This is a genomic window from Pseudomonas sp. GNP014, from assembly GCF_054344005.1.
Genome location: NZ_JBTGUS010000001.1, coordinates 976423 through 999389, shown reverse-complemented (window position 1 = coordinate 999389; position 22967 = coordinate 976423). Strand labels below are relative to the sequence as shown.

Sequence of the window (22967 nt, the reverse complement as noted above, 5' to 3'; positions counted from 1 at the left end):
TCAAAGATCCCTCTCCCGGCGCTGTTGGCGGTTCACGTCGTCAGTCGGCGCCGGTTTTTCTTCCCATGACCGCCTAGAAGTCTGCCGCCATGCGTCCTGCCCGTGCCCTGATCGACCTCCAAGCCCTGCGCCACAACTATCGAATTGCCCGCGAAGTCACCGGCGCCAAAGCGCTGGCCGTGATCAAGGCCGATGCCTATGGTCATGGCGCGGTGCGTTGCGCCCAGGCGCTGGAAGCCGAGGCCGACGGGTTTGCCGTCGCCTGCATCGAGGAAGCGCTGGAGCTGCGCGCCGCTGGCATTCGTGCGCCAGTGTTGCTGTTGGAAGGGATTTTCGAAGCCGATGAATTGGCGCTGATCGTCGAGCATGACTTCTGGACCGTGGTGCATTCGCTGTGGCAGCTCGAAGCGATCGAGCAGGCGGCATTGGGCAAACCGATCACCGTGTGGCTGAAACTCGACTCGGGCATGCACCGCGTCGGTTTGCATCCCAAGGATTACGCGGCGGCCTATCAACGCCTGCTGGCCAGCGGCAAAGTGGCGAAGATCGTGCTGATGAGCCACTTCGCCCGCGCCGATGAGCTGCACGAGCAGAGCAGCGCCGATCAGGTCGCGGTGTTCGAAGCGGCGCGTCAGGGCCTGGCGGCCGAAGTCAGCCTGCGCAACTCGCCGGCCGTGCTCGGTTGGCCGCAGATTCACAGCGACTGGGTGCGTCCGGGCATCATGCTCTACGGCGCGACCCCGTTCGAAGAAGCCAACGCCGTGGCCGAGCGTCTGCAGCCGGTAATGACCCTCGAATCGAAAGTCATCTGCGTGCGCGAACTGCCCGCCGGCGAGCCGATCGGCTATGGCGCCAAATTCATCACCGACAAGCCGATGCGCGTCGGCGTGGTCGCCATGGGGTATGCCGATGGTTACCCGCGTCAGGCACCGACCGGTACGCCGGTGTTGGTCGCCGGCCAACGCAGCCGCATTCTCGGTCGCGTGTCGATGGACATGCTGTGTATTGACCTCACCGATGTGCCGGAAGCCGGCCTCGGTTCGACCGTCGAGCTGTGGGGCAAAAACATCCTCGCCAGCGAAGTGGCGAAGTGGGCGGACACCATTCCATACCAGATATTCTGCAACCTGCGTCGTGTGCCAAGGCTCTATTCCGAGGGCTGACGCCGCTGCGGGGGCCAAGTGTTGTAAATACTGAACGCTGTCGCCATGATAACGCTCAATATTCTTACAACATCAGGAGGCTCCCGCCTTGGACGTCGGTGAACGACTGCAATCGATCCGCAAGCTCAAAGGGCTTTCCCAGCGTGAACTCGCCAAGCGCGCGGGCGTTACCAACAGCACCATTTCGATGATCGAAAAGAACAGCGTCAGCCCTTCGATCAGTTCGCTGAGGAAAGTGCTGGGCGGGATTCCCATGTCGATGGTCGAGTTCTTTTCCGAAGAGATCCTGCAGGAAGTCCCGACCCAGATCGTCTACAAGGCCAACGAGCTGATCGACATCTCCGACGGCGCCGTGACCATGAAACTGGTCGGCCGCGCGCACCCTAGCCGCGCTATTGCCTTCCTCAACGAAATCTACCCGCCGGGCGCCGATACCGGCGAAGAAATGCTCACCCATGAAGGCGAAGAAACCGGGATTCTGGTGGAGGGTCGTCTGGAGTTGGTGGTGGGTCTGGAAACTTTTATTCTCGAAGCCGGCGACAGCTACTACTTTGAAAGTACCAAGCCGCATCGTTTCCGTAATCCGTTCGACACGCCGGCGCGACTAATCAGCGCAGCCACGCCGGCGAATTTTTAACGATAGAGGCGCCAGGCCATGACGGCGAAGGCATCCGAATAGTTTTTCCACTGCGCGGTATAACCCCTTCGACTATGGGGTTGTTTCAGTGTGGCGGGCTACCCGCTATACTTGCGCCCGCCTGCGAACCGTGGCCGCAGGCGTGAATAGCCACCATTGAGGGTGAACGCGTGAACCTAATTATGAAAATGCTGGCCGCACCAGCAACCGTACTGGCCCTCTGGGCTGTCAGCGCTCAAGCTGCGACGAATGACGACATTGCCAAGCGCCTCGAGCCGGTCGGCCAGGTGTGCGTTCAGGGGCAGGAATGCAAAGGAATGGAGGTCGCTGCCTCCGCTGGCGGCGGCGGTGGTGCGAAGACACCGGATGAAGTGATTGCAAAACATTGCAACGCTTGCCACAGCACGGGGCTGCTGGGCGCACCGAAAATCGGTGACACCGCCGCCTGGAAAGAACGCGCCGATCACCAGGGCGGCCTCGACGGCATCCTGGCCAAAGCCATCACCGGCATCAACTCCATGCCGCCAAAAGGCACCTGCGCCGATTGCTCGGATGACGAGCTGAAGGGCGCGATCCAGAAGATGTCCGGCCTGAAGTAAGGCGCGCTTCTGATGAAAAAAACCGTCTTCGGACGGTTTTTTTTGTGTGCAGCATCACTGCATGCTTTTCGCGATAAAGGCACCGGAAGAATTAAGTACGGCTTTGTACACAGCATAAGCATCAGTATCTGCCAGAGTTATTGGTTCGGAGCGCCCTTCCGATATCTGTCTCAGATCACATCCCGGGATCGACAAAATGAGAGGTGAGTGAGTGGCGATGATGAACTGTGCGCCTTTGCGTGCTAACTCCATTATTCGGTTGATAAATACCAATTGCCTCAATGGGGATAACGACGCTTCCGGTTCATCGAGAACGTACAGTCCCTGGGCTTTGAATCGGTTTTGAAACAGTGCCTCCATTGCTTCACCGTGCGACATGCAATGCATATCCACGCCGCCGTAATAGGTCTTTATTTCGGGATCAAAGCTCCCCTCTGCATCAAGCTTGCGGATCGCGGTGTTCAAGTTATAGAAGGTTTCTGCTCTGTAGAAAAAAACGTCCTTCTCCCTTCGGTAGCCTTTTGAAAGCATCAGGGTTTCGTGCAGTTTCGAGTGGGTGTTCTCAGTCGAGAAATTGAAGTTCTTCCCACCGCCTTCTGGATTGCATCCCAACTTGATGGCAAGTGCTTCAAGCAACGTGGATTTTCCAGAACCGTTTTCTCCAATAAATACGGTAATTCTGCTATTGAATTGAAGCGGAAAAAGGCCGCGTAAAAAATGAGCCGCGGCTCTGTCTGGCTTCAGGCGTATCTGCTGGATGAATAAATCATTCATATTGGCGCCCCCTGAATACTCTACCAACGGATACCTTTACTCCAATCATCGTTATACCAAGTCTTATCGAACTCGTGCTGGCCATGGTAAAAATTCCGACGTAGCCAAGATAGGCAATAAGACGCTCGCCGAATAACTCCGGCGTCGCAGTGGCGCTAAAAATGATGACTGATACTGTCCCAGCCGAGATAGCCATTTCCGGCCAGAAGCACTGAATGGCGTTGGCTTTTTGATATTTGTAGCGTGCTTGTATTGTGTTGCTCAGACATTCATTGCTATTGCTGATAAGTGATTGAGAGCTTTGCTCATCAATTGTGCATGAGCTGAAAGTGCTGATTAACGATTCCTTGTACAGGTCTTCGTTGATCATTTCGGCTTTATACAGACTCTGGATATGTAGTTTTGCAAATTTCAACTGCACACAAGTCAATGTCATGATAAATATCAACGGGATGAAAAAATAAGTATTTTCACGGAGTAAGATATAGGCTGTAGCAAATGTCAAAATACAAGATCCTGCCAGATGAATTGAGTCATGAAGGACTGAAGCAATTTTCTCGGCATCTTCTTTGATCATCGTCACGCGAGAGCTTAACGGGCAAGGTCTTTCATCATGCACAATGAAATTGATGAGTGAAAAGCGAGATTTCGCTTCCATGAGCGCCGCCATGGAGCTGCCCAGAGTTTGAGTCGCGAGTTTGGATAAAAAAATAGCGGTGAGAAGGAAATACAGATTAGTGCTGACAGCACCACTACTGAGAGCAGTAAGTCCCTCTGCCACGATCGAAGGTATTAGCAACTGACATGCAGCTGCTAAAATCAGGCATATTGTTGAAAACAAAAATAATGCCCCGTTTTTTCGCAAGCACATAAGCATAATTCAACGCCCCCCGTGCTGTAGTTTATAGCTCAGTATTCGATTGCGGCGATAAGAGGCCTCTCTGCTTGAGTAGTAAATGGATATAAGTGACATTGTTGGGCTGAGCACACGCTCAAGGTAGATGGCCGAGGCAAAGATAGCGCCTGTTGTCAAAGCGCTTTCACTTATTAAATGAGCGGATATCAAGAATAAAAAAACTATCGCTACCAAGTAACATGTTCCTGAAATTGATTCGAAAAAAGATGCCTTCAGGTTTGAACGAAAAGCGAGGCGCTCAATGTTTTTGATGTCCAACTTGACTCTGTCGTTGTACGGTTTGGCATCGCATACATGCGCACAGATTTCCCCGATTATAACGGTGTTTTCTTGGACGTATTCTTCAAAAAGGGTGTCGCTCTTTCTCCGGGTTATAAAATATGCAGCTGAGGCATATAGCAGGCCGCTAAGGGGGGCGAGCGCCAGAAGAGGATGATACTGAGCCGTTATAATCAGCGCGAAGATTATGATGCTGAAATTGAGTGAAGTGTCAAAAAATACCGAATGGTATAGATACATCGAACCGTCAACATCGCCGTCGATGAGTTCGATCTGCTCACCTGGATTTCCCCTATATGTAGATGCCTTGCTTCGCAGGTGCGTTAGAATTGTCCTTTTCAAAATATATCTTGTTTTGGCAGCAGTCCTTTGTAGATATATGTTGGCTGCTAGTTTCAAGGGAGGCGTCGCGATGATAAGAAGCGAAGCGCCTGCGAGTGCATATAAATATAAGTGATCTTGGGATACATACAAATTAATTGAATTGCCGATTAGGTAGGGTGATGCGCTTGTTAGAACTGAAATGCCTAGGCCAAAGCAGCAAAGTATTAGGTTGCTTTTCATGGTTTGATAAATTCCATTTGGTGCGGAAGAAATGGAAACTCGTAGTTACGGTCAATCAAACCAATAGAGCCAAGTAGTGAGCCCACGCGTCCGATCCATAATCCTAATGGATCGGCAGTTTTTGTTCTCAAGATTCTCGAATTTTGTTCACTTAAATTAACGATATTCGACCATAGAAAAACTTGTGGATCGAGCAACGATTCCGGTGAGATCTTTTTCATGATATTCAGAATCCCATAAGCGCCATGACATAAAGAGTCATTGACGGGTCTCTTTCGTTTTTCGAGACTCGAATATGAGAATGCGGCTTTTGGTGGGTGCTTTTCCAAGAAATCTAGCGCAGGCTGTACTCCATTGTTTGCGAAATAACTGATCGCCAAATAATTACCGGGTAAACCGTGGCTCCACGCAAACTCACCGGCGCTTGATTCCGAGCGTTTTCTGTAGTCGCGCCAATTTTCAATTGACTCATCATATTCGTTAAGCTCCCAAGACAAAAAGCCTAGGAATAATTCGTGGATTGAATCTTTTTTTGCGATAAGTTTGTTGAAATAAAATAATGAGTATGCGCACCCCATTATTCCGTGAGACAGACCGCTCAATAAAGCGTCGCTTCTCGTTGTAATTGCATTGTCGAATGTGGGTAGTTTGCTTCCAGATATAAAGGTGAGTTCGGTCTCTATTTTTTTGTATAAGGAGTTGGCTAAATCGGAAAACGATAAATCTTTAGTAAGATCGAATAGCAGTGTGAGTACATTTAGAGTGCCGAACATTCCAGAAAGAAAGTCAGAGCCCCAAAAATATTTTTGCCACCATGGTTCTCCCAGTACGTCTTCAACATATTTTTTATACAGCTGTAGTAGTTGGCTTTGCCTTTCATCGTCAAAATAATTTAAGCCTATCAGGAGCGGAACGATTGCGGACGATAGACCGAAGTGAAAGCCCCCTAAGTGCGTACCCTTATTTGTCAGTTTTTTAACTATTCTACTGTGGCAATGATTTAGTAGTTCAGTTACCAGAGTTTTATCTATGACGCTGTTATGACTGGCCGCCACTACGCAGCCATAAAGAATACCAGACAGCCCGTAGTAGAAGTCATCTCCTAACTCCGAGAACTCCATATAGCCACCTGGTGATGAGTGAAATCCTAGCCAGAGTCCATTACTCGAAATTTCGGTGCGTAACAGTTCATTGATCAAGCATGCGTTGATTTCCGATGATGTCCTGATTTTGTTAATGATCTCGCCTACATTTGAATAACGGGGGTCTTTCACATCGTCGTGTTGTTTGAAGGAGTGGTCCGTGAGTTTATTTCCGTGTTCATACATGTTTTTCATTGCTAAAAGGGTGTTTGAGGTTAGTTTCTCTTCAAATGCAATTCTGTTTTTGTCCAGGCTTTTGATGTATTGGATACTGTTGTCTATTCCGTTTATATAATCTTTACTATCGAGGTGCCCTGAACCGCTGTAACCGGGTTCGTAGAACTCAAGAACACCGGCTTGTCCTCGAGCAAAAGGTATGTCCAGATCCAAGCAAGCTGAGACCTCCGCGTTGAGAAAACCTATCGCGGGAGCTGTGTCGTTATTAAGGATATTTTCCAGGAAGGCCGTTCGTTTGTCAGTGCAACGCATTAAGGTTGCATGCAGGGAACATTGAATGGCGTAGTGATATGTCGCGGTCGGTCTGGGGATATACCTGTTTTGTCGGCCTCTAAAAGATTTAATTGTTTCGATAATTGATGGTTGCGCATTGTTCAATATAGAAAATAGAGTGGTTAGGCCATCAATGATTTGATTTTCGTAGTCCCACGGCTGCACCGGTTTCCCGTTAAGATATAAAACATTCTGATTTGGAAATATTTTAACTCCGTCCATGCCAAATTGGCTGTGACCAGTTTCGTCTTCTAAGTGTTGATAAAGGTTTAGACTGACATATTGCTCTGATAATCCACCCAGCGCACTCAAGTCCACACCGATACCATCGGTGCCTTTCCAAGTCCAATTCGGAAGAATACTTGTTTGGGTAACGTTCCACCGAACTTCTCTCGGGATTGTCTCAATGTTTAAGGTGCTGTAAAAAATTGTCTCCAGATCAATGGGTATAGGGCTTGATCCATGCGCAATCAGATTGTCAGAGGTAATGTCCGCAGCCATAAAGGCCGTGCAATAACCTAATAAAAATCCTGCTCTTTTGAAATATTGATGTACCTCTTCTTCAGTTTCTGCCTGCTTTTGAGGTGTATGCTCTGACCATCCATGTTCTTTTTTCACCAAATAAATTGGTATTTTCCATTCGCAAAAGTCAGTGCCTGCGGCACTGCTCAAAGACAGTAGAAAGCCGGAAGCTTCCGCTTCAAGTTTAAGATTTCTTGGTTTGTAAACTATTTTTATGGAGTTAAAGGAAAGCGTGCAAACGGTCCTCGATCCATAATGCGTTTCGCTAGCCGAGACATCAATTGCGGAAAGATTGACGTCAGACCCAATATTGAATACTTCGTTAATCTCCTGCCTGTCTTCTATCAAGTCAGTAAAAAGTTGTAATGTAAATTCGACAAAATTTTGTGATATTTTGGTGAGGACTCGATCTAGCTCCGGATAAGCTTTAATAATTTCGGTGAGATAGATTTTATTTTCGCTAACTAACTTGTAGTAAGAGGAGGTTTCCATCTCTCTGCCGATGATGGATTTTTCAAATATTTGTTTTTCAGTGATTAAAACGTTATTAGCTACGTTGGTAATTCTCGCTGCCAGGTTTGTTGCGAAACCGCTGATAATGACTGACTGAGTTTCCAGGGCGCTTCCGGATGCTTTTGGAAGTTTATTTTCGATATGATAGATATAGTAAGACAGGTATGGCCATACCGGGCAGTCTGTGGTCAGGCTTCGGTTGGAGTTCAAGGGTTCAGTTAAAAACTCAATCGGCGTTTTCAATGTAAAAATCCTAAAGTAAGTGAAAGGAGCGGCACGTATTGACCGCCCCTGGCTCATAACTACATGTAAGTCGCGTAGCAGCATCCTTGCCAGCATTGTGAACAACAACTAGTGCATGGACGCGAACCGCTGCTGGCTGCGCTTAAGTTACTGAATGCTTGAATTGCCAGTGTTGAAATAGGTGCGCTTGAATTTAGAATGTGTGCCCTCGCACTACGGATTGCTAAGAAGTCGATTTCCATAATTTTTCCTTATAAGTTTATGTTTGGCCTAAAAGTATTGGTTGCTAATGTAGTGTTACGTTTTTAATGCTAGCTGTGACCTAAATAACTTCAATTCAGAAGTGTCCTGAAGTTCTGCGTGATTAAGTTAGAGTCAATGTGGGAAAGAAGCTGTAGGCTTGTGCGATGATTCTTTTGGTGTTGTTAATTCATTGTTATTGTTGAAGGTTTTCTGGATGTGCTTGCACCAAGCACCGCACTCGCCTATTTCACTTTTTTCGCATTAATTGCCTTCCCTCGGAAGTAAATCCCCGGCAATCTCGGTCTACCCCTTTTCACGGAACGGGCAGGAGGCTTCAGATGGTGCAGTTGTGTTCGATCGAACAGGCAGTGGACGAGGTGCTGGCGCGTTTGCCGGCGCATATCCACATGGGCATGCCGCTGGGCCTGGGCAAACCCAATCACTTCGTCAACGCGCTGTACCGGCGGATCAAAGGCCTGCCCGAGCGGCAACTGACGATGTATACCGCGCTGTGCCTTGGCCGTCCGACGCTGGGGGATGGTTTGCAGAAGCGCTTTATCGAACCCTTCGTCGAGCGGGTGTTCGGCGACTACCCGGAATTCGATTTCCTCGCCGACCTGCATCACGACAGCCTGCCCGCCAACATCCGTATCGAACAGTTTTTCATGCAGCCCGGCAGCCTGCTCAACAGCGCGCCGGCCCAGCAGGATTACGTCAGCAGCAACTACAGCCACGCCGCCCGTGACATCAACGCTGCCGGGCTGAACCTGGTGGCGCAACTGCTGGCCAGCAGCAGTGAACACCCGGACCGTCTGAGCCTGAGCTGCAACCCGGACATCACCCTCGACCTGTTGCCGATGATCGCCAAGCGCCGCGACGCCGGGGAAACCATTTTGCTGGTCGGCCAGGTGCACACCGATCTGCCGTACATGCCCGGCGACGCCGAAGTCGATATCGACACCTTCGACCTGCTGATCGACGCGAAGGACAGCAGTACGCTGTTTTCCACGCCGAACATGCCGGTGGGGTTTCAGGATCATTTCATCGGTTTGCACGCCAGCACGCTGGTGCGCGACGGTGGCACCCTGCAGATCGGCATCGGCTCGATGGGCGATGCCCTGACCGCCGCATTGCTCGCACGTCAGGCGGATAACGCCGGATACACAGCGTTGCTCGATGACATCAACCTCAGTCAGTGGGCGCAGTTGATCGAACGGGAGGGTGGCACCGCGCCGTTCGCCAAAGGCCTGTACGGCTGCAGCGAAATGTTCGTCAACGGTCTGCTGGTGCTGGCGGATGCCGGGATCATCCGGCGCAAGGTCTATCCCGACGTGCAGACGCAGGAACAGGCCAACGCTGGCACCCTCGATGAGGCCGCGCAGACTGACGGCATCTCGGTGCATGGCGGTTTCTTCCTCGGCCCGCGCAGTTTCTACGAGCGCCTGCGCGAGTTACCGCAGAGTAAACGCCTTGAATTCAACATGACCCGCATCAGCTACATCAACGAGCTGTACGGGCAGGAAGCATTGAAGCGCTTGCAGCGACTTGATGCGCGGTTCATCAACACCGTGTTCACCATGACGTTGATGGGCGCCGGCGTGGCCGATCAACTGGAAGACGGGCGGGTGCTCAGCGGAGTGGGCGGGCAGTACAACTTCGTTGCCCAGGGCCATGCGCTGCACGATGCGAGGTCGATTCTGATTCTGCGCAGTTGGCGTGAGTCCGGCGGCGAGGTCAGCTCGAACATCGTTTGGGAATACGGCCACTGCACGATCCCACGGCACCTGCGCGACATCGTGGTCACCGAGTACGGCATTGCCGATCTGCGTGGCAAGACCGATGCGGTGGTGATCGAGTCGTTGCTGAACATCAGCGATTCCCGTTTCCAGCAGGGGCTGATCGAGCAAGCGCAAAAGGTCGGCAAACTGCCAAAGGATTTCCGTCTCGATCCGCGTTTCGCCGAGAACACCCCGCAACGCTTGCAGGCGATTGCCGCGAAGCATCCGAACCTGTTTCCGGAGTATCCGCTGGGTTGTGATTTCACCGCGATCGAGCGCGATCTGCTGCGAGCGCTGAACTGGCTGAAGAGCAAGTTCAAGCTGAGCGAAATCCTCGAACTCGGCAAAGCCGCCCTCGACGCCCCCGAGGCATCGCTATACCCCGAACACCTCGAGCGCATGCAACTCACAAACCCGGAAGGCCTGAAAGAAGACCTCTTCCAGCGACTGCTGCTCACTGGCCTGAAGGCCACTGCGCAATAAAAAACGACAAAAAAACCTGTGGGAGCGGGCTTGCCCGCGATGGCGGTGTATCAGTCAACTTGGATGTTGAAGGATAGTGCCCCATCGCTGGCAAGCCAGCTCCCACAGGTATTACGGTGAGCTTGCGGCTTTCAGCGGTTATTCGATGAAGGTAACGACGCCATCCTTCAGCGATTTCACGCGGGCCAGCGATTCAACGCGATAACCCTGCGAATCCAGCTCGGCACGGCCGCCCTGGAACGACTTCTCGATCACAATGCCCAGGCCGGCCACGGTGGCACCGGCCTGCTTGATGATCGAGATCAGCGCTTGCGAGGCCTTACCGTTGGCCAGGAAGTCGTCGATGATCAACACGCGGTCGCTGCTGGTCAGGTGACGCGGGGAGATGGCCACGGTGCTTTCGGTCTTCTTGGTGAACGAGTAAACGGTCGCCGACAGCAGGTTTTCGGTCAGGGTCAGGGACTGTTGCTTGCGCGCGAAAATCACCGGCACACCGAGGTTCAGACCGGTCATGATTGCCGGGGCGATGCCCGAGGCTTCGATGGTGACGATCTTGGTGATGCCCGAATCCTTGAACAGCGTGGCGAATTCGTCGCCGATCAGCTTCATCAGGGCCGGGTCGATCTGGTGGTTCAGAAAGGCGTCGACTTTCAGGACCTGGTCGGAAAGCACAATGCCTTGTTCGCGGATTTTCTGGTGCAATGCTTCCATGAAGCTGTCCTCATTTGGCGCTTGGTGCGCCGAAGGTCTAGTAAAAAGGGGTCAATTCTAGCGCTTTAACATCGCGCGTATATCGGCCAATGCGTTGTTGCCGCGCACGGCTTTGACTTCGGTCGGTGTGTCGTCGTTGCCTTCCCACGCCAAGTCGTCCGGCGGCAGCTCATCAAGGAAGCGGCTCGGCGCGCAGTCGATGATCTCGCCGTACTGCTTGCGCTTGGCGGCGAAGGTGAAGGCCAGGGTCTGACGGGCACGGGTGATGCCCACGTAGGCCAGGCGGCGTTCTTCTTCGATGGTGTCGGCTTCGATGCTGGAACGGTGCGGGAGGATTTCCTCTTCCATGCCCATGATGAACACGTAAGGGAATTCCAGACCCTTGGAGGCGTGCAAGGTCATCATCTGCACGCCTTCGGCGCCGTCCTCTTCCTCCTGCTGACGCTCGAGCATGTCGCGCAGGACCAGTTTGCCGATGGCGTCCTCGACGGTCATTTCGCCTTCTTCGTCTTTCTCGAGGGTGTTTTTCAACGCCTCGATCAAGAACCAGACGTTACCCATCCGGTAATCGGCAGCCTTGTCGCTGGAGCTGTTGGTGCGCAGCCAGTTCTCGTAGTCGATGTCCATGACCATGCTGCGCAGCGCCGAGATCGGGTCTTCGCCGGCGCACTGCTCGCGGACCTTGTCCATGAAACGCTTGAAGCGCGCCAGACGATCGGTGAAGCGGCTGTCCAGGTGTTCGCCCAGACCGATTTCGTCGGTGGCGGCGTACATCGAGATTTTGCGTTCGGTGGCGTAGTTGCCGAGTTTTTCCAGGGTCGTCGAGCCGATTTCCCGACGCGGCACGTTGATCACGCGCAGGAAGGCGTTGTCGTCATCCGGGTTCACGATCAGGCGGAAGTAGGCCATCAGGTCTTTCACTTCCTGACGGCCGAAGAAACTGTTGCCACCGCTCAGGCGGTACGGCACCTGGTGGTGCTGCAGTTTCAGTTCGATCAGCTTGGCCTGGTAGTTGCCGCGATAGAGGATCGCGAAATCGCTGTACGGGCGGTCGGTGCGCAAGTGCAGGCTGAGGATTTCCATGGCCACGCGCTCGGCTTCGGCGTCCTCGTTGCGGCAGCGGATCACACGGATCTCGTCGCCGTGGCCCATCTCACTCCACAACTGCTTTTCGAATTCGTGCGGGTTGTTCGAGATCAGCACGTTGGCGCAGCGCAGGATGCGGCTGGTGGAGCGGTAGTTCTGCTCCAGCATTACCACTTTCAGCGACGGATAGTCGTCCTTGAGCAGCATCAGGTTTTCCGGCCGCGCACCGCGCCAGGCGTAGATCGACTGGTCGTCGTCGCCCACCACGGTGAACTGGTTGCGCTTGCCGATCAGCATTTTCACCAGCAGGTACTGACTGGCGTTGGTGTCCTGGTACTCGTCGACCAGCAGGTAGCGCACCTTGTTCTGCCACTTTTCGAGAATGTCGGCGTGCTCTTCGAAGAGTTTTACCGGCAGCAGGATCAGGTCGTCGAAGTCCACCGCGTTGAACGCCTTGAGCGTGCGCTGGTAGTGGGTGTAGACGATGGCGGCGGTCTGTTCCTTGGGGTTGCGCGCATTCTCCAGCGCCTGGGCCGGGAGGATCAGGTCGTTTTTCCAGGCGCCGATCATGTTCTTGATCTCGTCGACGCCGTCGTCGCCCGCGTATTCCTTCTGCATGATGTCGGTCATCAGGGCTTTGACGTCGGTCTCGTCGAAGATCGAGAAACCGGGTTTGTAGCCCAGCCGCGCGTGTTCCTTGCGGATGATGTTCAGGCCGAGGTTGTGGAACGTGCAGACGGTCAGGCCGCGACCTTCGCCGGCACGCAGCAGGGTGCCGACCCGCTCCTTCATCTCGCGCGCGGCCTTGTTGGTAAAGGTCATGGCGACGATGTACTGGGCGCGGATGCCGCAGTTCTGGATCAGGTGCGCGATCTTGCGCGTGATCACGCTGGTCTTGCCGGAGCCAGCGCCGGCGAGCACCAATAGAGGGCCGCCGACGTAGTTCACGGCTTCTTGCTGCCGGGGATTGAGTCGGGACATACGAAAATTCGGGAGTCGTTGACGAAATGGGCCGGCATTTTAACAGGCTCAGCGATTTGTGCTGCTCTGTCCGACTTGTGACGCACCACGCGATTCAAATTTGCCGGTTTTGTTACTTTCGCGGAGGATGCACGGTGATTTTGCGGCTAATGTTCTCATTCGTGACACAAAATAACGTTCTGATAACCGTTGTCATTTGGTCATTGAACATCGCAACGGCATAATGCCCCGCCCACATCATTGCAGAGTCTAGGGAGCTAGCTTGTCTACGCCTGTCGAACCCTTGCGTTTGCTGCTACTGGCCGAAGCGCCAGCGTGGACAGCGTTATTGCGTGAGTGTCTGGCTCCGATGGGGAGCGCGGCGGTGCTGATCAGCGCGCCGAGCTGGGAGTCGGTCAGCCGTTTGTTCGAAGACAACCGTCACGCGGTGTTGTTGACCGTACCCGCGTTGCAACCGGCCCCGGGCCGTTGCAGCCTGCCGACGGTATTGCTGCTGGAACACGAACCGGCCACTGCGCCCGTTGGCGTCAGCGACTGGCTGGTGTTCGACGCCCTCGACGCCGGCATGCTGCGGCGTTGCCTGCGTCATGTGCGCGAGCGCGGCGTGCTCGAAAACACCTTGCAACGTCTGGCCGAACAGGATCCGCTGACCGGCATCGCCAACCGTCAGGGCTTCCAGACCCTGCTCACGGCGCGCCTCGCGGAAAACGACGGGCGTGGCCTGGCCCTCGGACACCTCGACCTCGACAACTTCCGTCACGCCAACGACGCCCTTGGCCATCAGGCCGGCGACCGTTTGATCCTGCAAGTCGTCGCACGGCTGAAAAGTCAGCTCGAAGCCGGTGATCAACTGGCGCGGCTGGGCAGCGATGAATTTGCCCTGCTGATCGACACCCGCCGTGCACCGCAGCGCGCCGAGTGGATGGCCGAACGTATCACCGAAGCCTTGTCCGAACCGTATTGGGTCGATGGTGAAAGCCTGTTGATCGGTTCCAGCCTCGGCATCGCCCATGCCCGCGCACAAGGGGGCGCCGACCCGCTGATGTGGCATGCGCACATTGCCATGCAGCAGGCCAAGAGCACCCAGGGCTGCACTTTCCATATCTTCAACGAACGCATCAACCGTAACGCACGGAGCATGGCCGACCTCGAAAGCGAGCTGCGCCGGGCCTTGCGTCGCGACGAGCTGGAACTGCATTACCAGCCACGGCTGAACATGGCGGACGGGCAGATCGTCGGTCTCGAAGCGCTGGTGCGCTGGCGTCATGGCGAGCGCGGCTTGCTGCCGCCGAGCGAATTCGTGCCGCTGGCCGAGCAGAGCGGCTTGATCGTGCCGCTGGGGTACTGGGTGATTTCCCGGGCCCTGCGCGACATGCAGGCGTTGCGTGAACGTGGGCTGCCGGCGCTGCACATGGCGATCAACCTGTCGTTCCGCCAGTTTCAGGACAGCCAGTTGCTGCCGACCCTCAGCCGTTTGATCGCCGAGCGTGGTGTTGAAGCGCAATGGCTGGAATTCGAACTGACCGAAACCGCCGTCATGCGCCGCAGCGATCTGGTCAAACAGACCATGGACGCCCTCGGCCGCCTCGGCGTGCGTTTTTCGCTGGATGACTTTGGCACCGGGTTCTCATCGTTCGTGCACCTCAACAGCCTGCCGATCACTTTGTTGAAAATCGACAAGAGCTTCGTCGGCGGCATGGAGCAGCGTGAAGAGAACCGCAAACTGGTGCACGCGATGATCAATCTCGCGCACAACCTGCATCTGGAAGTGGTGGCGGAAGGGGTCGAGACGCCGGAGCAACTGGATCTGTTGCGCGGGTTTGGTTGCGATCAGGTGCAGGGTTATCTGATCAGCCGGCCGTTGCCGCTGGCGGAACTGGTTGAGTACCTGACCTTCGGCGCCAGCCAACAGCCCGCACTGGAAATCGTCAGCTAAATCCATAACTCAATTTGGAACAACATTGTGGCGAGGGGATTTATCCCTCGTTCGACTGCGAAGCAGTCGCAAGACCATAGCACTGGACACATCTGATAAACCCCAGCTACCGGTTTTGGGGCGGCCTCGCCACCCATCGGGGATAAATCCCCTCGCCACAAAGGCTCACTCCTACAAGGGATCTCAGTCAGTCTGGGCGACTGTGTATTGATTGGATGACGCAGGCTCCCGCCGAATCATCCGCTTCATCTTCCACTCAAACGCCAGGGTCAGGCTGATCGCCGCACACGCCAGGCCCAGCGCCAGCCCCCACCAGACGCCCGTCGGCCCCCAGTTGAGGTGGAACGCCATCCACCACGCCGCCGGCGCGCCGATCAACCAATAGCAACCGAGCCCGACCAGAAACGTGGTCTTGGCATCCTTGAGCCCACGGATGCAGCCCATGGCGATCGTCTGGGTGCCGTCGAACAGCTCGAACCACGCAGCCACTGCCAGCAGGCTCACGGCCAGGCGAATGACCTCGGCAAACGCCGGATCATTGTGATCGAGGAACAACCCGACCAACTGATTCGGCAACAACCAGAACACCATGGCAAAACCCAGCATCACCACCGCGCCGAAGGCGATGCCGACCCGTCCGGACATCCGCGCATCGTTCAACTGCCCGGCGCCGTAATGCTGGCCGACGCGCATGGTGATGGCGTACGACATGCCCGCCGGCACCATGAACGCCACCGAGACGATTTGCAGGGCGATCTGGTGCGCGCCCATCTGCGTGCTGCCCATGGTGCCCATGCACAAAGCCGCAAAGGCAAACAAACCCACTTCCACCGCATAGGTGCCGCCAATGGGCAGGCCCAGGCGCCAGAGCTCCTTGAGGTATTGCCGGTTCGGCCGCGACAGCCCGGCGCGCAGCGGGTAAGCGTCGTAAGCCGGATGCCGGCGGATATGCCAGGCCAGCGCCAGTGCCATGCAGCTGGCTACAATTGCCGTGACCAGGCCGATGCCCGTCAAACCCAGTTTCGGCAGGCCGAACATGCCGGTGATCAGTGCGTAATTGAGCAGGAAGTTGGCCACGGTGCCGCCCAGGCTGATGACCATCACCGGGGTCGCCCGGCCAATCGCGCTGGTAAAGCCGCGCAGTGCCATGAAACTCAAATAGCCGGGCAGGGCGAAGGGCAGGGCAATCAGAAATTGCCCGGCGGCAATGACGTTGGTTTCGGTCTGGCCGAACAGCAGCAACAGCGGTTTGAGATTCCACAGCAGCAACCCGGCGCCCAGCGCCATCAGCCACGCCAGCCATAATCCGGCCTGAGTCAGGCGTGCCGCGCCGATGATGTCGCCGGCACCCTGGCGGATCGCGACCAGCGTGCCGACCGCTGCAATTACACCAATGCAGAAGATCGACACGAACGAATAACTCGCCGCCCCCAGACCGCCACCGGCCAGTGCCTCGGGGCTGATGCGCGCCATCATCAGGGTGTCGGTCAGCACCATCAACATGTGCGCCAACTGAGAAGCGATCAGCGGCCCCGACAGCCGCAGGATGGCCCAGAGTTCGGTACGCACAGGTTGCTGCATGATCTTCACCACTCATTAAAAGAGGGAACAGGGAGCCGTCGATTCTCGGCGCTCAAACGGTTTCGCACAAAGGGATAAAAAGGATGGGTGGCATGAGTCAAACTCATCCAGGGCAGATTCTGCTAAGTTGGCCGCATCCCGCTATAGGAGCTTTCCGAATGTCTCGTCGTCTTCCTCCCTTGTATGCCTTGCGCGCATTCGAAGCGGCGGCGCGGCACAGCTCGTTCACCCGCGCCGCCGAGGAGCTGTCGATTACCCAAAGCGCGGTCAGCCGGCACATTCGCACCCTCGAAGAGCATTTCGCCTGCAAGTTGTTTCATCGCAGTGGGCGCAACCTGCAACTCACCGAGTCGGCACGGATGCTGTTGCCGGGGATTCGCGAAGGTTTCGCCGCCCTCGAGCGAGCCTGCAATACCTTGCGCGCCGAAGACGACATCCTGCGGATGAAAGCGCCATCGACCCTGACCATGCGCTGGCTGCTGGCGCGGCTCAGTCGATTCCGGCACTTGCAGCCGGGCAACGAGGTGCAACTGACCAGCGCATGGATGGACGTGGATTCGGTGGACTTCAACAACGAGCCTTTCGACTGCGCGGTGCTGCTCAGTGACGGGCACTTCCCGCCTGACTGGGAGGCCAGCCTGTTGTTTCCCGAAGAGCTGATTCCGGTCGGCGCGCCGAACCTGCTCAACGACCAGCCCTGGGACGTTGCGCGACTGGCCTGCACCGAGCTGTTGCACCCGACCCCGGATCGGCGCGACTGGCGCAGCTGGCTGGAGCACATGGGGCTGTCCGATCAGGTCTCGCTCAAGGGCGGTCAGGTGTTCGATACCCTGGAACTGGGGATGATCGCGGCGGCGCGTGGTTACGGGGTGTCGATGGGCGACTTGCTGATGGTCGCCGAAGATGTCGCTCAGGGGCGCCTGAGTCTGCCGTGGCCGACGGCCGTCGCCAGCGGGCTGAATTATTACCTGGTGTGGCCGAAAACCCGTCCGGGAGGTGAACGTTTGCGCCGTCTCAGCGATTTCCTCCAAGGCGAAGTGCGAGCCATGGAGTTGCCGGCGGTTGCACGCTTGAGCTGAAACGTTAGAGCCGCCACAATGCCGGCCTTGTGCCATAACCTTGTTTTCCGCTCAAGTATTCGGATCCACCGCCGAATACGTGCTTGTGGCACCGTCGTGCCGGTGTCCACGATTCACCCCACAACCAGAAAAATTTCCGAGTCGAGATCAAGGAGGATCACGTGGCTCGGCCAGGAGCTGCCCATGTCTCAACCTCGCGCCCGGATCGCCTCGCAGCTGGGCCTCGCGCTCGCCGTGATACTGGCGATTGTCATCAGCGGCAGTACGGTGTTCGCCCTGCGTTCGCTGGATACCGCCAACCTCGCCACCCGTGAAGAGCATCTCGCCAGCGAGGCGCGACTGCTGGCCGACCAGTTGAGCACTTTTCACGGCACGCTGCGTGAAAGCACCCAACGCCTGAGCGGGTTGTTCGAGAAGCGCTTCAGCAGCGGTCTGAGCATTCATCCGGATGAGCCGGTGACCGTGGCCGGTACCCAGACCCCGGGCCTGCACCTGGGCGACGAAGTGTTGAACAACAACTTCAAGCAAGTCGACGAGTTCAAGCAGATGACAGCGGGCGTCGCCACGCTGTTCGTGCGCAGCGGCGAAGACTTCGTGCGGGTCAGCACTTCGCTGACCAAACAGGATGGCACGCGCGCCATTGGCACCTTGCTCGATCATGCGCACCCGGCTTATGCGAAGTTGATGGCGGGGCAAGGTTACGTCGGCCGTGCCTTGTTGTTCGATCGCTCCTACATGACCCAGTACACCCCGGTGCGCGATGGCAGCGGCAAGGTGATTGCGGTGTTGTTCGTCGGCTTCGATTACACCGATGCGCAGAACATCCAGTTCGACAACCTGAAGCGCTTCCGCATCGGCCAGAGCGGTTCGCTGGCGTTGCTGGATGAGCAAAACAAATGGCTGGTCGCGCCGGCGGGGGTGCAGGCGCTGGATCAAGCGGTTCCGGTGATCAAAGGTCTGGCTGCGAAACCGGGCAAGGGTGAGTTCTGGAGCGATACCTCCGAAGACTTCTACAGCATCGCCGTGCCATTCGATGGCGGGCCATGGTCGGTCGTGGCGAGCATGCCGAAAGCCGAGATTCGCGCGGTGACCTGGAGTGTCGGTACGCAACTGGCCATTGGCAGTCTGTTGGCGATGCTGCTGGCCGTGGGTTCGGTGGTCTGGCTGCTGCGCAGCAAATTGGCGCCGCTGAGTGATCTGGTGCGACAGGCCGAAGCCTTGGGCGCCGGTGATCTGAGCGTGCGCCTGAACGTGTCGAGCAACGACGAAATCGGTCAGTTGTCCCGTGCGTTCAACCAGATGAGCCAGGCACTGTCGACCATGGTCGAGCACATCCGCCGCGCCTCGGAGGAGGTCAACAGCCGGGCACAGGCGCTGTCCGGTTTGTCCGGTGGCGCGTACGAAGGCATGGAGCAGCAGTCCGGGGAAATCACCAGCATGGCCGGCGCCGTCGAAGAGTTCAGCGCCACCTCGCTGAACATCGCCGACAACATGGGCAACACCCAGCGTCTGGCCCAGGAAAACGCTCAGCAAACGCAGATCGGTCGTAGCTCAATGGAAGAGGCTTCTTCCTCGCTGGAGCAAATTGCTGGCGCACTGAACACCACTGCTACCGTGATCAACACCCTCGGCCAGCGCTCCCAGGAAATCGGCGGCATTGTCAGCGTGATCACTTCGATTGCCGAGCAGACCAATCTGCTGGCGCTGAACGCTGCGATTGAAGCGGCGCGTGCCGGTGAACAGGGCCGCGGTTTTGCCGTGGTGGCGGATGAGGTGCGCAGCCTGGCCTCGCGCACCCGTCAGGCGACCGATGAAATTTCCAGCATGATTTACAGCATCCAGCAGGAAACTGGCAACGCAATCAGCACCATGGAACAGGGCAATGTGCTGATGCAGGAAGGTTTGTCGCGTAACGCGAATGTTGCTTCGGCGCTGGCGCGGATCGACGAGCAAAGCCGTTCGGCGGGGCAGCAGTTTGCGGCGATTACCACGGCCACTCAGGAGCAGAGCAGCACTGCGACTCTGTTGAGCAGCAATTTGCAGAGCATCGCACTGGCCAACAGTGAGCAGCGTGAGGTTGTGTCGAACCTGGCTGTTACCGCCAAGGAGCTTGAGAAGCTGGCGGCGGATTTGCGTTCCGAGGTTGATCGCTTTCGTTGATGCGCGGCTGAAATAGCTTTCGCGAGCAAGCTCGCTCCCACATTTTCCGGGGTAGCTCACAAATTGTGTGAACACCCGAAAACCTTGTGGGAGCGAGCTTGCTCGCGAAGGCATCCCTGCCAATTCTTGATAAATCACACGATCGCAAGCTCCGTTACGCTTGCTGAAACGTTTCCGCAGCGCTATAAAAATGGCACAACTCCAATAAAGGCTGCTGCCATGACCCCGCTCAAACTCGCCGTCGCCCTCGGCGCATTCTCTGCTGCTTCCCACGCCATGGCTTGGGATTACGTCCTTCTCGATACCAACAAGCCTGCGCAAAACTGGAGTATTACCAGTGAGCAGCTCGGGGTGAAAACCGACAAACCCTTTTCCGTGAGCCTGCGTACCTTGCACGGTGGGCGGCAGGAAGGGGTCAGCATCGTGGATATTGATAACGGCACGATGAAACTTTCGGTGGTGCCGACCCGAGGCATGAATGTCTTGCAGGCCTCGGTCGGCAACGTGCGCATGGGATGGGACTCGCCGGTCAAGGAAGTGGTCAACCCGGCCTTCATCGAGCTCAACGGGCGCGGCGGGCTGGGCTGGCTGGAAGGCTTCAATGAACTGGTGACCCGCTGCGGGTACGAATGGGTCGGCCATCCTGGCATGGACAATGGCGAGCTGCTGACCCTGCACGGGCGCGCCGCCAACATCCCGGCCAGCAGCGTCACCCTGCACATCGACGAAAAGCCGCCCTACGCCATCAGCCTGCGCGGCGAACTGAAAGAGCAGGCGTTCAAGAAAGTCGATTTCTCGGTCGTCACCGAGCTGGTCACCGAACCCGGCACTGCGCGTTTCGCCCTCAATGACACGCTGACCAACAACGGCGATTATCCGAAGGAATACCAGGCGTTGTATCACAGCAATTTCAGTACGCCGTTCCTCGAGCAGGGCGCACGTTTTGCCGCACCGGTAAAACAGGTCTCGCCGTTCAACGACAAGGCCAAAGCCGAGTTGGCCGACTGGCAGACCTATCGTGGGCCGACCAAGGACTACGATGAAACGGTTTACAACGTTGTGCCCTACGCCGACGACAAAGGCGAAACCCTGGCCGTTTTGCACAACAAGGCCGGCAGCCTTGGCGTCTCTGTTGGCTTCAACACGCAGCAGTTGCCGGTCTTTTCCCTGTGGAAAAACACCGATACCCAAGGGCAGGGCTATGTCACAGGCCTTGAGCCGGGCACCAGTTTTTCCTACAACCGCCGCTATCAGCGTCCGCTGAATCTGGTGCCGACCATTGCGCCAAAGGCCAGCCAACAGTTCCAGATCAGCTACAGCTTGTTGGCGGACAAGGGCGCTGTGGATAACGCCTTGAAGCGCGTGACCGAGATTCAGGCCGGGCGTGAAACCGAAGTGCGGCAGAAGCCTTTGGTCGATTTGACCGAACATTAAGGTGTCGCCGGCCGGTATTGCAGCGCCTCGGCCAAGTGCTCACGCTTGATTGCATCGACTTGCTCAAGGTCGGCCAGTGTCCGGGCGACTTTGAGCAGGCGATGCGCTGAGCGCAGCGATAGCGTCAGTCGTTCACAGGCTGATTCCAGCCATTTCTCATCGGCTGTGGATAACTTGCAGTGCCGCTTCAATCCCGGCAGATCGAGAAACGCATTGGCACAATGCTGACGCTTTTGCTGGCGCTCCCGGGCCTCGGCCACCACGGCTGCCGCACTGGCACTGTCCTCTCCCGGTTTCATTGTCGGACTCAGCGCCGTCGCCTCTCGCGCCACTGTCAGGTGCAGATCAATCCGATCCAGCAATGGCCCCGACAGTTTGTTGCGATAGCGCTGCACCATGTCCGGCGTACAGGAACACTTGCCGCTCGGCTCGCCAAGATATCCACAGGGACACGGATTCATCGCCGCCACCAACTGGAAGCGCGCCGGAAAGCGCACGCGATCCTTGGCCCGGGCGATGACGATATGCCCGGACTCCAAAGGCTCCCGCAAAACCTCCAGAACCTTGCGATCAAACTCCGGCAGTTCGTCGAGAAACAGCACGCCGTGGTGGGCGAGGGTGATCTCGCCGGGTTGTGGTTTCGAGCTGCCACCGACCAGCGCCGGCCCGGATGCCGAGTGGTGCGGTTGACGAAAGGGACGCTGCGGCCAATGGGTCAGTGGCGCGCCACTGGCGACCGATTGAATCGCCGCCACTTCCAGTGCTTCGCATTCAGACAGCGGCGGCAGCAGCCCCGGCAAGCGACTCGCCAGCAAGGTCTTGCCCGTCCCCGGCGGCCCGCTGAACAGCAGGTTATGCGCCCCCGCAGCGGCAATCAGCAATGCCCGTTTCGCCGCCACTTGCCCCTGCACTTCATTCAAGTCGGGATAAGGCTTGCTGGCATGCATCAGCCCGTCAGACACATACGGCTCAACCGGTGTATGCCCATTGAAATGCGCCACCGCCTCCAGCAGATGATCCACCGCAAACACCTTCAACCCCGAAGCCAGGCAGGCCTCCTCGGCATTCGCCCTCGGCACCACCAGCGCCCGTCCGGCCTTGCGCGCCGCCAGTGCTGCCGGCAAAACCCCGCGCACCGCTCGTACTGCGCCGGACAACGCCAGCTCGCCGAGGCATTCCACATCATCCAGCGTCAGACACGGCACCTGCACACTCGCCGACAGAATCCCCAAGGCAATCGCCAGATCAAACCGCCCGCCATCCTTGGGCAAATCCGCCGGCGCCAGATTCAAGGTGATCCGCCGCGCAGGAAACTGCAGCCCGGAATTGATGATCGCGCTGCGCACCCGATCCTTGCTCTCCTTCACCGCCGCCTCGGGCAGACCGACCATGGTCAGCGACGGCAGACCGTTGGCCAGATGGACTTCGACAGTGACAGCGGGAGCATCCACGCCTATCTGGGCGCGGCTGTGGACGATGGAGAGGGACATGGTCGTTCCTTGAGCTGAATCGGGGAGCCGCTTCCTGCGGGTTTTTGAAGGGTAGTTGAGCCGGGTTTCAGTGCTGAAATAGAGGTTTACAAGACGTATCAAGACCCGATGGGCCGTCACTGCTTGCCTGAATTGGAGCGTTG

General features: G+C 56.4%; 16 protein-coding genes. 8 read left to right on the top strand and 8 right to left on the bottom strand.

Annotation, left to right across the window (positions count from 1 at the left end; translation table 11 throughout):
• Positions 1-89 precede the first annotated feature (89 nt).
• The 3 genes from alr to ACXX9E_RS04660 all read left to right on the top strand — a co-directional run bounded on the left by alr (position 90) and on the right by ACXX9E_RS04660 (position 2399).
• On the top strand, positions 90-1163 hold the full coding sequence (gene alr / locus ACXX9E_RS04670) for an alanine racemase (protein ID WP_429541621.1): 1074 nt from the start codon (positions 90-92) through the stop codon (positions 1161-1163).
• Between the two features lie 88 nt (positions 1164-1251).
• Entirely contained in the window at positions 1252-1800 is a 549-nt protein-coding gene (locus tag ACXX9E_RS04665) for a cupin domain-containing protein (protein WP_123469824.1), read from the top strand.
• A 182-nt stretch (positions 1801-1982) separates the two neighbouring features.
• Positions 1983-2399, top strand: coding sequence for a c-type cytochrome (locus ACXX9E_RS04660; protein ID WP_123469822.1), 417 nt, complete (start codon positions 1983-1985; stop codon positions 2397-2399).
• A gap of 54 nt (positions 2400-2453) precedes the next feature.
• Here the strand turns inward: ACXX9E_RS04660 and ACXX9E_RS04655 are convergent, their stop codons facing one another.
• The 4 genes from ACXX9E_RS04655 to lanM are packed head-to-tail and all read right to left on the bottom strand — an operon-like array spanning position 2454 to position 7862.
• Entirely contained in the window at positions 2454-3173 is a 720-nt protein-coding gene (locus tag ACXX9E_RS04655; protein ID WP_458555087.1) for an AAA family ATPase, read from the bottom strand.
• A complete protein-coding gene (locus ACXX9E_RS04650; RefSeq protein WP_458555086.1) occupies positions 3166-4044 on the bottom strand; it encodes an ABC transporter ATP-binding protein in 879 nt (292 codons plus the stop codon). Before ACXX9E_RS04650 ends, ACXX9E_RS04655 begins: the two co-directional genes overlap by 8 nt.
• Positions 4045-4053: 9 nt before the next feature.
• The gene (locus ACXX9E_RS04645; protein ID WP_458555085.1) at positions 4054-4932 is read right to left on the bottom strand and encodes an ABC transporter ATP-binding protein; all 879 of its coding nucleotides are present in this window, start codon (positions 4930-4932) and stop codon (positions 4054-4056) included.
• On the bottom strand, positions 4929-7862 hold the full coding sequence (gene lanM, locus ACXX9E_RS04640; protein ID WP_458555084.1) for a type 2 lanthipeptide synthetase LanM: 2934 nt from the start codon (positions 7860-7862) through the stop codon (positions 4929-4931). The genes ACXX9E_RS04645 and lanM overlap by 4 nt, the downstream gene beginning before the upstream one ends.
• Before the next feature lie 581 nt (positions 7863-8443).
• Here lanM and ACXX9E_RS04635 point away from each other — a divergent pair.
• The gene (locus ACXX9E_RS04635) at positions 8444-10366 is read left to right on the top strand and encodes an acetyl-CoA hydrolase/transferase C-terminal domain-containing protein (RefSeq protein WP_458555083.1); all 1923 of its coding nucleotides are present in this window, start codon (positions 8444-8446) and stop codon (positions 10364-10366) included.
• A 138-nt stretch (positions 10367-10504) separates the two neighbouring features.
• Here the strand turns inward: ACXX9E_RS04635 and ACXX9E_RS04630 are convergent, their stop codons facing one another.
• Together ACXX9E_RS04630 and rep are read right to left on the bottom strand one after the other, a co-directional pair.
• On the bottom strand, positions 10505-11077 hold the full coding sequence (locus ACXX9E_RS04630) for a xanthine phosphoribosyltransferase (protein WP_003229440.1): 573 nt from the start codon (positions 11075-11077) through the stop codon (positions 10505-10507).
• A gap of 57 nt (positions 11078-11134) precedes the next feature.
• Positions 11135-13144 (bottom strand): DNA helicase Rep, encoded by a 2010-nt coding sequence (rep, locus tag ACXX9E_RS04625; protein WP_123469818.1) that lies wholly within the window; start codon positions 13142-13144, stop codon positions 11135-11137.
• 262 nt (positions 13145-13406) lie between these two features.
• Here rep and ACXX9E_RS04620 point away from each other — a divergent pair, with 262 nt between their 5' ends.
• The gene (locus ACXX9E_RS04620) at positions 13407-15080 is read left to right on the top strand and encodes a putative bifunctional diguanylate cyclase/phosphodiesterase (protein WP_123469816.1); all 1674 of its coding nucleotides are present in this window, start codon (positions 13407-13409) and stop codon (positions 15078-15080) included.
• Between the two features lie 183 nt (positions 15081-15263).
• Here ACXX9E_RS04620 and ACXX9E_RS04615 read toward each other — a convergent pair whose 3' ends face one another.
• Positions 15264-16661 carry a NorM family multidrug efflux MATE transporter gene (locus ACXX9E_RS04615; RefSeq protein ID WP_128616382.1) on the bottom strand — a complete coding sequence of 466 codons (1398 nt, stop codon included), beginning with the start codon at positions 16659-16661 and terminating at the stop codon, positions 15264-15266.
• A 158-nt stretch (positions 16662-16819) separates the two neighbouring features.
• Here ACXX9E_RS04615 and ACXX9E_RS04610 point away from each other — a divergent pair, with 158 nt between their 5' ends.
• From ACXX9E_RS04610 to ACXX9E_RS04600, 3 genes are all read left to right on the top strand, one after another.
• A complete protein-coding gene (locus tag ACXX9E_RS04610; protein WP_123469812.1) occupies positions 16820-17740 on the top strand; it encodes a LysR substrate-binding domain-containing protein in 921 nt (306 codons plus the stop codon).
• Between the two features lie 183 nt (positions 17741-17923).
• Positions 17924-19900 carry a methyl-accepting chemotaxis protein gene (locus ACXX9E_RS04605; RefSeq protein ID WP_458555082.1) on the top strand — a complete coding sequence of 659 codons (1977 nt, stop codon included), beginning with the start codon at positions 17924-17926 and terminating at the stop codon, positions 19898-19900.
• A 219-nt stretch (positions 19901-20119) separates the two neighbouring features.
• Positions 20120-21334 carry an aldose 1-epimerase family protein gene (locus ACXX9E_RS04600; protein WP_186743979.1) on the top strand — a complete coding sequence of 405 codons (1215 nt, stop codon included), beginning with the start codon at positions 20120-20122 and terminating at the stop codon, positions 21332-21334.
• Here the strand turns inward: ACXX9E_RS04600 and ACXX9E_RS04595 are convergent.
• A complete protein-coding gene (locus tag ACXX9E_RS04595; protein WP_123469806.1) occupies positions 21331-22824 on the bottom strand; it encodes a YifB family Mg chelatase-like AAA ATPase in 1494 nt (497 codons plus the stop codon). The two genes, ACXX9E_RS04600 and ACXX9E_RS04595, sit on opposite strands and share 4 nt — an antisense overlap.
• Between the last annotated feature and the right edge of the window lie 143 nt (positions 22825-22967).